This window comes from Burkholderia sp. BKH01 (assembly GCF_025685725.1).
GTDB classification, from domain to species: Bacteria; Pseudomonadota; Gammaproteobacteria; order Burkholderiales; family Burkholderiaceae; genus Burkholderia; species Burkholderia pyrrocinia_C.
On the sequence record NZ_JAOTQT010000002.1, the window covers coordinates 307838 to 319838 of the forward strand.

Consider the following 12001-nt stretch of genomic DNA (forward strand, 5'->3'; position numbering starts at 1 on the left):
AGAGCTAAGTTCCAACAGGAGTCGAGCGATAGCATGGCACCACATGAAACGGATCCGTCGCTTGATATCCAGTTGAACACGCCAGCTGACAGAGTTCCAGATTGCCCCCCGATTAACACTAGGATTCAGGTGCTTCCGTTTGGGCAGCTTACTTGGGAAAATTTCGAGCGCCTTTGCTATCGCCTTGCCGGCAAGGCGGAGCACGTCGAATACGTCGCTCGCTACGGGCGGGCCGGACAAGCCCAAGGCGGTATTGATCTCTTCGTCCGTAGATCAAGTGCGAAGTATCAAGTGTGGCAGGCGAAGCGGTACGACGCTATAACTGCGACCGATATCGTAACTATGGTCGAGAAGTTCAGAGCGGGAAGCTGGCGAGAAAAGTCGGAACAGTTGATTCTCGCAGTGCAGGCTTCGCTGGCAGATACAAAAATACAAGATGCAATCGAGGCGCAGGCTACGCTTCTTCGAGCCGATGGAATCAGTTTGCTACCGTATGGAGGAGAGGAGCTCAGCGAGCTACTTCGGGGTTCACCGGAGATTGTCGACGATTTTTTCGGGCGGCAATGGGTTGAGGCATTCTTGGGGCTGGACGCGGTCAAGGCGCTAGGTCAGCGCCTTGACGGTGGTGAATTTGTCCGAGTTCGCGATCAGCTTCGCAGCTATTACAACGCACACTTCCATCTATTGGATGTAGGGGTAGCGTTGCCACTCCACGCTTCTGGTGCGGAGAGTAACGATCCTCCGTCGTTATTGAAGCGTTTCACTGTTCCCGACGTGGTTGTCCGAGATATGTTTGCTGGCGAAACATATGATGGATCTGTTGCCGAGGTGCAGCAGACGTCGGATTCGCAACGAACGTTGCTCGACAATGAGTTCGTACAGCCGCACATACCCCGTCTGTCACGACGCGATTACATTCGCCGTTCGCCATTAGGGAGCTGGATCGCCGATGGCCAACACTTGGCTGTGGTCGGAGATTCTGGTAGTGGAAAAAGTATGCTGCTCAGATGCATCGTGCTCGACTTGTTATCCGATAAGCAGACGTTCCCTCAGATTGTGCATCGTTGGAGTGGTCTCCTACCGCTCCATATTTCGTTTTCCAAGTGGAGCAGGCTTAGTGCGGGTTGCGGACGCCCGATTGGCCTTAAGGAGGCGATCGCCGAAACTCTTCAGCCGGCGCTTACGGCAGATTTGCTTTCCCTCATGAATCGAGCCATTGAAGAGCGACGATGCCTGCTACTAATTGACGGACTCGACGAGTGGTCGGACGAACAAGCTGCGCGAACCACGCTTCAACATGTGCAGGCCTTCGTCGCAACACATAGCCTTCCGGCAATCGTCACTGCGCGGCCTCGAGGGCTGGACAGGATCGGTGCGATTCCCTCCAACTGGCGAGTTGCCGAGTTGGCGCCATTGTCGCTCGAACAGCAAAGAGAGCTTGCCCGCGTGTGGTTTGTCAAAGGCTTCCCAACTGCGCTGAGCACTGGGGGACAATCCACCGGTGAGGGGACACCGGTCGAAATGCGCCTAGACAGATTTTTTGCTGAGCTTACCCGCGACAACCGACTGTCCACGCTTGCTAGCAATCCACTCCTGCTTGTCGGACTCGTTGCACTTTCGATACGGCAGGTCGCACTGCCACGAAATCGAATTCAGGTCCTGAAAAGTCTCGTGGAAATTCTGCTGGACAAGCACCCTAACGAGCGAGCAACCGCAGCAGGAGATACTGCGGGAAGATATGTCTATCTACCAGACCGAGATGACCGGCGCGCAGCTCTTGCGCGATTGGCGTTCGTCTCTAGATCGGAAAGCGGTGGCGGGACCTACGATATTAAGAAGGCCAAAAAAGTGATCCGGGAGTATCTGATCGATCCGGATCATTTCGCATTCGCCGCTGAAAAAGCACAGAATGCCGCAGGCGAGCTATTAGCGGTGAACGCGGAAACGATCGGACTTTTGACCGAGAGGGCACCAGGTGAAATAGGGTTCGCTCATGCGGCGTTTGAGGAGTATCTTGCCGCGGAACATATCCAGACGTGGAATCTTCAAGATATGCTGGACTTCGTTCGTGCGGGCTCTGGCAACACGCTATGGCGAAACGTCATTTCTAATCTGACATGCTTGCTGGTACGTCCAGCAGAGGTCGAGTCCGTTGTTTCTACGATAGAGGATGCGCGTGCGGAGACGGGCAACATCGAAGATGTGATCAGTCGCGATGTGCTGCTTGCCGATATAGCATTCAATTCGGCGCGAAAGCCACCGGCCACGGCAAGCAGATTGATTGGGAATGCCCTTGATATCATTCAAGTAGGCGATTGGATGCCAGCCCGCCGCGAAGCACTTAAGTCGGCGCTTGCAAGTGTCAGTGAAGGATCGTCACCAATCGACGATAGGATAGAGTCTTGGCTTCCACGTCGCAGCAGATCTTTGCGAAATTTGTTCGTGATGCTTGGTGATTGGAGTCCAGCCCCGGATCTGAAAGAAGTGCTGCTTCGGGCGCTGCACGATGAGGAAATTTCCACGCAACGGGCCGCCGCTCGTGCACTCGCCAATGTATATCGTGGCGATAATGATGTCGGCGAAATCCTTTGCAAAAAGATCCAGTCGACGCTTGATCTATCTGTTGCGGCTGCTGCTTTGGAAGCGTTGACGCACGGATGGCTTGACACGCCGGAAATCTCCAAGCTGCATGATGCAGCTTTCGAGTCAGATTTTCCAATACTTAAGTTTACCGGCATCTCAGGCAGGCTGGTCAGCGGCCGAACGGACCAGCGCGATTGTCATTGCTTGTTGGGATTGCTGAAAGAGTTCCCGGACCTAGACATATGGGAACGACAAGCTGCACAGGAAATGTTAATCAAGAATTGGCCAAACGACCCCGCCGTTGAGGAGGCTGCATTTAACAGCCTTTCCGGACACAGATCGGAGTCGGCGAAATTTGATCGCGGCGTCGCCATTCATTATCTGCTCGGCTGCTCCCCTACGAATAAGATGGTTGCGGATTGGGTAAGGAGTGAGTTAAAGGCGGATCACCCATTTCTCCTTTCGCGGGATGATATGGTATGGGATCGGGTTGCTGATTTTGCCATCGAGCACGATGACATACGAAATAAAGTAATGGAATTTATAAAAAAAGATTATGGGCGGTACAATCTTCATTTCATGCAGGAGCTCGTTATTAAGCTTCGCGGCAATGAAATTCGTGACGAGCTAATTAATATATCTCGCGCGGAATCCGATCATATGTTGTACTGGGCCATCGCTCCACTAGTCAAAGGTTGGGGGTGGGCAGATCCGGTCGTCGCAGCTTTGATGGCGGAAATTGTTGAATGGGAGGACGATCGGATTCAACACGTGGCGACCCTGCTCCCAGAGATTTTTAGGGACTCCGTAGAGTGCAAGGCGAAATTGTTGACTCTGGCCAATAGCTCAAAGGTTAAGCGACTCGATCTAATCGCACGAGGATTGGCAGTTTTGGGGTGCGATGGCGCGGATGCAGATGTTGTCGACATACTCCTTGCAAGCGTTGGCCGAACTGCCCCTGCATACGATCCAGGTGAGGACATACTCACGTATTATCATTCCAGCGTTAGAGTCAAGGAGTACGCGCTGCAGGCACTGACGAAGCAAGCGCCACCTATTGCGATATTGGCAAAGTCATACAAAGATGACGAGGCGATCCGTGCGAAAGTATTGGCCTTTGCGAATCCACTGCCAGCGCCTCTTCGCGGTGACATTATTGAGGTGGCTTCGACGGACGCAAATGGTCGCTCGGCGCTTGAGAGGATTTTAGCTGGGTACGATATCGAAGCGGATGGTGAGTTGAAAATTACTTCATCAATATGCTTCCATCGACATATTTCCTCGTATTCTGAAGAGACGCATGAGGACCACTTGACCGTGCTCCGACGGGATCTACGTGCGGTTGGGCCGGACCTCGAGGAGCGGCGAGCGGCAGCATTCGCCGGCATGCTTATCCTAGGGCACGTCGACGATGTCGTGCCCATGATGGATTACGGGGATAAGCCCCTTGATATTCCTTCCGGAAAATTCTATGGAGAGGAAAGTGAGAGTTTGGCGGCGCTCCTGAGTGAACGTTGGAGCGAGGTTCGGCAGGCATTTGGTGATACGTTTGCTACGCGTTTCGGGCGGATTCAAGGGGATGAGCGATATTTGTGGGAGTGCTTGGCACCTCATATTAGTGAATCTCCGGTTGCTCGGCGGGATTTCTTGGCCTTCTGTGGTTCTACACAAGGAGTCATTGGGGTACGCAGCATGATGGCGCTTGCTCGCGAAGATCCATCTAGTAGATTGCTTTACGAACATTGTTGCCGAGTACTCTCGAGCAATCTGCGTGAGGCGGAAGTGCGTTACTCCCCTTGGAATATATTGCAGCTGCGCCTTGAAACAGCATACATTGTTCGCGAAAACTTTCCCGGCGATTTGACGTTGATTGAGCAGGTTCGCGAGGCGTTTGTTCGTGGCCATCTTTATGCATTGGTGGCATTTCCTTTGATCGCGCCAAATGATCATCTTGTCGTAAATCTTCCATACGGACCGAGGGACGTTTGGGAGCGAACCGGGCAATGGATTTCAACTGTACATGTAGCAGCAACGTGCAGCAATGCGCATGAATTTGTTGAAATCGCTCTGGCGATGATTAATCGTAAAAGCCATCACATTTGGGATTTCCAAAGCATAATTAATCGTGCAGTCATCGAGCGATTGCAGCGTGACGACGCTGTAGGGCATCACTTCAAGAGTATTTTGGCAGATTGTCCCACCGAGAGTGAAACGGCGAGCTTGCCGCGATATCTGCTGGCGGTCGGTCAGTTCGATACTGAGGTTTTACTGCGATGTCGATCGCTTCTTGGTGAAGAAAGACGACGGATTCTTCCTCGGGCCGGCTATGACGCGATAGAGGGCGCGACGCGCGCAATATCGAGGAGTCTTCTCGAAGTTCTCGCACCGTCGTTATCTACCTAGCACGACCAGAACTTAGGTGTTCCTCCGATCATTGTCGTCTCTTCGATCGCTCAGCCAGAATTGTAACCATTTTGTTACCTCAACCCACTGAGCGGGAGATAACAGTGTTTGAACGACTCCATCAACCTCGCTGGCAAGCCGGATCGACTGACCCCGACGCTGAACCTGGATCGCGGATGGTTGCTTGATAAAGATCACCTCCAACGCATCGAGCAGGCATCGAGGAATTTGTGAATTCGAGTCTGACAGTTCGACCTGCAAGCCTAGCTCGTCTATCGGTCCGCTCCCCAGTGCTTCGGTTAGGGACAGAGGGTGTCGCAGTGATTCTTGCTCGAGCATCTGCGCTAGTCGAATATTTTCCCGTGCAAGCCTCTCGTTATCCTGCCTGAGAATGTCGATGTGCAACTTGGTTTTGGCGTCCAGATCCGTGGCTGGATAGTGCACAGCCTCATCCGTGATTCGTTTGCCTGCTTTGGGCGCGGCGCCTCCAGAGCGAGTGGCATGATATTCACTGATCCGGGTCGCGATGTATGCCTTCAGATGCCGATTATTCTGAACCGTTTGCGCGCGTGGTCCGCCGAACAGATCAGTCGCCATCGCGGCGACGCGACTGTAGTTCATAAGACCTCGCATCGCTTCGATCCTGTCGCACGCGGCCTTGATACGTTCCAGGCTGACCCGGGCCTTCGCACCCACCCGCTCCATCAATTGCGCCAGCACCTGTTCTGCTGTTCCATCGAATCGATCAACCACGGCGTATTTTCCTCTGGTGTTGCTTCGACTGATTCGGCAGGGCCTTTTGACTTGGCGGCATCGCTTCTGCAAGCGTTGATGCGACCCATCTATGAAACTCATCACGCTTTTCTGCCGAGAGGGGAAGCGGCGTGCGTGCGTCGATCGCTTCCTGGGCACTTTCGTACCCTACAAGATGCTCCACCATGGAGGCCATAAGATAGGCTGCTCGATGGCGCAGTCGATCATCCCGAATATCCATCAGCAAATGGCGACTATCTTCGGTCCGAAGAATCCTGTCCATGAATTGCGAACATGCATCCTTCGACAGACTGGACGCTTTCTCGAGGCCCCCTTGGATGATCGCCGCGTCGAGGATATTCCTGACCAGCCCGAAGTCGCCGGACTTCTCAAACCGCACTTCGACTTCACGTCTCAACTTGTCGTCGCTCTCTCCCGCTACCAGCAAAAAATGCCCGGGCGTTGGAGAACGCTTCTGTTTGAACTCCTTCCATTCGTTCGTCAGTCGAGCCGACTCGGTATACATGCGGTAGCGATTGATCCACTCAAGGATCAAGGGCTCGCTCTTTCGATCGAAGTCGGCGATCTTCTCTTTGATCAGTTGCTTGTCAAACACCAATTTATGGCGCTCGGCATCAGCGAGATCGGGAACGTCCTTCCATGCGAGCTCAGACAACGCGTCGTACAGGGCTTTACGCTCGCGGCCGAGGAGGCGGAGCTCAAGCATGAGTTCATTCATCGCAAGGCCCTGATGAATGAGGAACGCCGGCCCGGTACTGAAGAAGCGGCAGTTACCACATCCGCCTTCGACGGGTGAGTAGTGTCGGACGATCTTGTCGGGATCTTCCTCCTCGGACGGGATGCCGATATGGCATCCGCTACCGCCCACGGGGCAGATTCCGCCCGGTACGGTCTTCCAGCTCGATGCCTGATCCAGAATGTCATCGTCGCGGTGGCGAGCGTATCGTCGATTGAATGTCCACAGCGCTTGCTGGGCACTCAACGGCTCGCGGTAACAGTCCCACTCGTCGGCCGTCCCGCTGTTCTGAAGGGCCTCCACTAGTCTTGCCTTGAAGGCGCCCGGCTCCGCCTTGCTGTAATACATCGTCATTACTGCGGTGGCATGGCCAGCGATGAACTCCTGGACTATGCTGACGGGGACGCCCATCTCGATCAGACGGGAGATTCCGGCGACCCGAAGTCCATGGATCTCGTATATGCTGGCCCGCCCTTCATGGCTAGAGCTTGATGTACTCGTCTGGGTGAGTCTTACAACTCGTCCCTCGGCTGCGAGCCTCTTTTCGGTTTCGATCGACAGCGCATTGAACAACTTATAGAGCTTATTGTGCGATACAGGTTGGTAGTAACGCGTCTGCTTGCTGTCGCCCTTGTAGTACTCGTTGCTCAAGTCTGCGAAGAGTGGTGTGAATGCCGGCAACAAGTCAAGATACTTGTCATTGACCTGTAGCCTGTCGGAAATTGAGTCGCCGAAGGAGATGGGGACTGGATCGGGGTGGTACTGATTCATCCAGTCGATTTGCTGCGCAATCAGTGTGTATGGACGGTTCAACCACTGCGCAGTTTGCGACGCTATGCTGGAATCGTGATCCTCTCGAATATTCGGCCACGGAAGTTCATATCCGCGTCGACTCGATGGATCCCACATTTGGGTCTTGTTGGTATTGATAAAGATACCGAGGTCTTCTTCCTCCAGCATTGGATCAATGAGTGGCTGAAGTACCCCGCTCGGTCGCCCGTATCGCTGACGGTGCGTGCTTCCATCGGGGTACCGCCACTTTCGGAGGGGGTGCTTGTTCATAACGTATCGGTGTTGGCCGACGTCCCAGATATGTTCGTCTAACAGGCCGCGATCCAGCCACCGAGCCTGCTTTGCTCGAATCGGTAGAAGAAGTAGGAGAGCAAGAAGTGCGCACCTTGACGGGCACCATACTGGCTCACTTCGCCCGCTGACGTGACATCGCCATTCGAACCAGTCTGCGTGGCAGATAGTCTTTGCCCAGCGAAATGTCGGTGTTCCCCTGTCGTCTGACTCCAGAAGGACATCGATCATTGCATCGTGCACGCTGTTGGGTAGCCGGCGTCGAGAAGACTTGTGCTGTTGGCTTATGTTGAACGGGTTCTCGACGGCTTCGAACGGACTTTCGTCGATAGGCAGCAGCGCGTCTGGCGCAAGCTTTAGGGCGTTGACAACGCAACGAAAGGCATGCGCGGTTGAATGCCAGTATCCCCACGCTGTTCCGGTTGAAATTTTCCCTTGCTGAATGCGGCTCGCGAGATAGTGCTTGAACGTGATCTTGCTTGTCGGATCAGCCGGATCGATCAGGTCACGAATAGTAATGCCGGCAGGAGATCGGATTTCCCTTTGTGTCGCCCATTGAACAATGCTGCGTAGTGAGGCCCGAGTGCTTGCTCTTCCAGATTCACTCGTTTGGATAACGAGCTCCGCAAATCGACTCCATGCGGAGCCGCTCTTGTCACCGATAGCGGTAGGTGTCCACACCTCATTCTGCGCCTTTGCTCCTTGTCGACGGCCCCCGTGAAGACCGCTGAGGGGCCATGGACTGAGTTTGGTATTGTCACGCTGCACTGGCTCTACGAGATGCTTGGTCAGGCTGTAGGCATAGTGGCTCTCCTTGAAGCCGGAAAGCCAGCTCCTCAGCTGTGCTGGGACATCATTGACGTCACGGACATCAGTCGATGAAATCAGCAGTTGCAGTAACGGTCGGTAGTGTGGCTTTATCGTGCTCCATGGCCAATGCGGCGCAGCGATTCGACAGGCTTCCGGGTACGCCATTTGGGATGACGGGAGAAGTATTGAGCCACGTTGGACAAGGTTGACCAACGTGAGCTCTGCGGCATTCGCGATGTTCAGCAATGACATCCCGTCGGGAATACTGGATAGCGCTGCGCACGGAATGGCGAACGCTTTAAGGCGCGCTAGCACTTGGCGGTTGTGCTTTCGCGCCCAGCTGAGATCATATCCATGGCGGTGTTTGTTCCAGCTAAATTGCTGAGCAACGCAGAGGATTTCAATTGCAGCATCAAGTGACTCTTGTGACAACGCTTCAAGCAGCTGGAGAAATTCTGACTTTCCAAGGTGTAGCCAAGAGGAGGACGAACCATTCAGTCTCGGCATCCCGTCGGAGGACTGCTTGAGCGACTGAGTGACCTCGTCGATCACGAAGGCTCGTTGCTGCTCAATGCCACTCGGATAACTTTCTTTGAACCACGCGGCGAACTCTTGCCACGTGAATGCATCACGATTTTTCCCAGAGGGAAGCTGTTGGTGGAACGTTCGGAACAGCGTGAGCGGAAACCACAGACGGAAATTCGAGGTCGATGAGTCAAAAGCTCCCGATAAGGACCCACCGGACAATTCGAAGCAGCGGTCAAATCGCGCGGTGATCTCGTCACGAAGGTGCTTTCTGTAAAGCTGGAGACAGAGCTTGCGGATTTGCGCGGCCGTAAGCGAGGAGTCGAGAATGACGACCTGGTCTCCGGCGTTGAATCGCACTTCCCTGCGAGACCAGAATCCTTGCGTGACTCGGAGCGAGGATTGATCTCGCGACGCGGCCGGAGCGGAGAAGGCCTTCGGGAGTCTCATGATGGCTCATCGACACTAAGTGATACGGGTCCAATGGGAGGGCAAATCCAGTGAGGTGCGCTCCCTCCGATCAGGCATATCGCTCGGTGGGATATCGTGCTGTTGCGCTACAGATTCGACTACTGCGTGCCGAACCGTATCGTTCGTCAGGTGGTAGTAGATCTGCGTGCTTTCGACACGAGCGTGACGCAGGAGCACTTGGGTGGTCTCGATAGGGTGCCGGAGGATGTTCGCACAGTAGAAGCCGGCGAGGTGACGCAACGAATGTGGGCCCAGATGCAGACTTTCGAGCCCAAGCCGCTTCATGCTCTTGCTCCACGCTTTTTTCACTGCTGGAAGCGACATCGGCAAGCCGAACCTCGCCCTGTCCAAATGGATGTACAGCCACGGGTGAAAAGGCCATCGCTTCGGTCTCCCGTGGAAATGCTCCTCCATGTATGCTTTGAAGCACTTCAGAAAATACACGCCGATGCGTGGATCAATCCATATCGCTTCGTTGCCGAAAGACGTGGCATCGGGCTCCGAGTCTAGGTGGAACGTCATTCCCTTGAATCCCGCGTACATCCCACCGCGGCGGCCATAGCGCGTTCGTGGAACAAGTCGATGGAGCTCGGGGTACCCATCCTTGAACTCCTCATTCGACCAGTTGGATTCGAGATAGCTGGTACGGGTGGTCGATCGATGCTTACCTTGCGAGTCCCGCCAGTTCCACAAACCTGTTTCCGGGTCATCGAGCCGGATGCGAGCCTCACCATATCGACCGATCCCGAAAACATCCTCGGTGTACAGATGAAGAAGCTCCGAAGTTCGAAGTGCCAATCCAAACATCTGCAGGTACAACATCTTGTCGCGCGTGTTGTTGCATTGCTCGACCAAATCCACAAACGCCGCTAGCGGGAAGCACTTGGGAGTGGAGCGTGATGACCGCTGAAGGCGCCGATGCCAATGCGGAGCGTGATGAAGATGGACGGATTTTTCCTTTCGCCGAGCTGGAAATAAGTGAAGCATCGGATCCCAACGTTCTCGCCGTCGGAACTCGGAGTACAACTCCCAGGCTGTCATCAACCGTTGCTCTGCGGGGTTCAGGCGCGTGGAGCCATGGAAAGCTGCTTGCCATGTATCGAACGCATTCAGCGCCGCAAGATATTTCAATATCGTCGTGCGCCGCACCGGGCGCCAGAACAAGCCTAGTGGATAGGATCCGTCTGGCCTATCGGTGCCTAGCTTCTTGGCTGTCAAAAATTCACCGACCAGCGAATGGGCATCCTGTTCGGTCAGAGCGTTCTGGCCGTGGCGTGCCCAGCAAAAGTCGTGGAGGTGCAGGACAGCGCGGATCCGCTCTTCAAGTAGCGATTGCTCGATGCCGCCGTCGAGCATGTGGGTGATCCACTCATTGACTACGTAGCCCGGCTCACCATTCAGGAATACGAGCGGAAAGCGGCGATGCGGAAATTCGCGAACGTAGACGTACTTGATCGACCAGAAGTGCCTCGCGTGCATCGCTCACTCCTCGTTTAGAGTGTGACGCTGATGAAGTATTGATGACTTACAAGGCAGAAATGTGACTGGGTGTGGTGCTGCTGGGCTCAGGCCAAGTGCACTGGACGTGACTTGTGACGCGAAGAGAGTGACACCGTGGCTTAAAGCCCAGCGGCTTGAAGCAACTCAGAGGGTTGACACGCGAGTGCTCGGGCGATCTTGACGAGATTCAATAGCGTTACGTTTCGCTCGCCCCGCTCGATCTTTCCCATGTGACTTCGGTCGATTTGCGCGAGGTGCGCGAGTGACTCTTGTGAGATGTCCAGGATTTCTCGACGAGCTCGAATAGAGCGCCCCAACGCTTTAAGGTGCGCTTCTGCGTCGTTTCGTCCCGATACCCTTTCCATCCGGGTATCGTCCGGTTATCATCCAATGTTGGCCACGGCATTTACGACCCATTTTTAGCGTGGCTTCGATCGTGAGGCGGTATCAGAATCTGCCGTTGCTCCGACTAGGTCCGCCTCTCCATCTTGTTTGTTGCTTTATGAAAGACACAGCACATCTGGTGCGCGGTAGCGCGTCAGCGCCGAGCCGACATGGTCGTGCTTCGGAATCCTCGAAAGTGTTGATAGCCATTGAGCGCGTGCTCTCCAAGCACCAAGGAGAGCGTGACCTCGATCTGCCTCGCGTGGGAGGCGCGCAGCGCTCTCGTGACGAAACACGTAGAAAGAGCCCGACTGGCAAGCGATACACGGACGAGTTCAGAGCTGAAGCGGTGCGGCAAGTAGTGGAACTTGGCGCATCCGTAAAGCAGGTCGCCGCTAGGTTGGGTGTGTCAACGTGGAGCCTGCATCGCTGGGTAAGGGAACAGCATGTGTCGCATCCTGCGGCGGACGCCACCCCCGAGCACTCGTCGGAAATTCAGTGGCTTCGGGCGGAGCTGCTTCGCGTAACGGAGGAGCGGGATATGCTCGAGAAGGCTGCTGCATACTTTGCGAAGCAGGCGGGATAAATTCGGTCGGTGAAACGCGAGACTTGAGCACGCGCACAGACGGGATGGCATTGCCACCGACTTGTTGACGCCGGATGATCGTGCTAGGGGCGATCGTCTCAATCAACAATACGTACAGGCCATCCAAGACTATTCGAGTTCGCCTC

At 54.7% G+C, this 12001-nt stretch carries 6 protein-coding genes; 2 read left to right on the forward strand and 4 right to left on the reverse strand.

What is annotated here, in order from left to right; translation table 11 throughout:
• Positions 1-33 precede the first annotated feature (33 nt).
• Positions 34-4986, forward strand: a complete 4953-nt coding sequence (locus tag OEJ37_RS04375) for an NACHT domain-containing protein (RefSeq protein WP_263343297.1) — start codon at positions 34-36, stop codon at positions 4984-4986.
• Positions 4987-4998: 12 nt separating this feature from the next.
• Here OEJ37_RS04375 and OEJ37_RS04380 read toward each other — a convergent pair whose 3' ends face one another.
• From OEJ37_RS04380 to OEJ37_RS04395, 4 genes are all read right to left on the reverse strand, one after another.
• Positions 4999-5739 carry a hypothetical protein gene (locus OEJ37_RS04380; RefSeq protein ID WP_263343298.1) on the reverse strand — a complete coding sequence of 247 codons (741 nt, stop codon included), beginning with the start codon at positions 5737-5739 and terminating at the stop codon, positions 4999-5001.
• Positions 5732-9364 carry a VPA1269 family protein gene (locus tag OEJ37_RS04385; RefSeq protein ID WP_263343299.1) on the reverse strand — a complete coding sequence of 1211 codons (3633 nt, stop codon included), beginning with the start codon at positions 9362-9364 and terminating at the stop codon, positions 5732-5734. Before OEJ37_RS04385 ends, OEJ37_RS04380 begins: the two co-directional genes overlap by 8 nt.
• Positions 9365-9379: 15 nt before the next feature.
• Positions 9380-10864: a site-specific integrase gene (locus tag OEJ37_RS04390; RefSeq protein WP_263343300.1), complete on the reverse strand. Its 1485-nt coding sequence runs from the start codon at positions 10862-10864 to the stop codon at positions 9380-9382.
• A gap of 140 nt (positions 10865-11004) precedes the next feature.
• A complete protein-coding gene (locus OEJ37_RS04395; RefSeq protein ID WP_038778919.1) occupies positions 11005-11250 on the reverse strand; it encodes a helix-turn-helix domain-containing protein in 246 nt (81 codons plus the stop codon).
• Positions 11251-11387: 137 nt separating this feature from the next.
• On the opposite strand from OEJ37_RS04395, the gene OEJ37_RS35040 reads away from it, so the two are divergent.
• Positions 11388-11855, forward strand: a complete 468-nt coding sequence (locus tag OEJ37_RS35040; RefSeq protein ID WP_411859236.1) for a transposase — start codon at positions 11388-11390, stop codon at positions 11853-11855.
• Positions 11856-12001 lie beyond the last annotated feature (146 nt).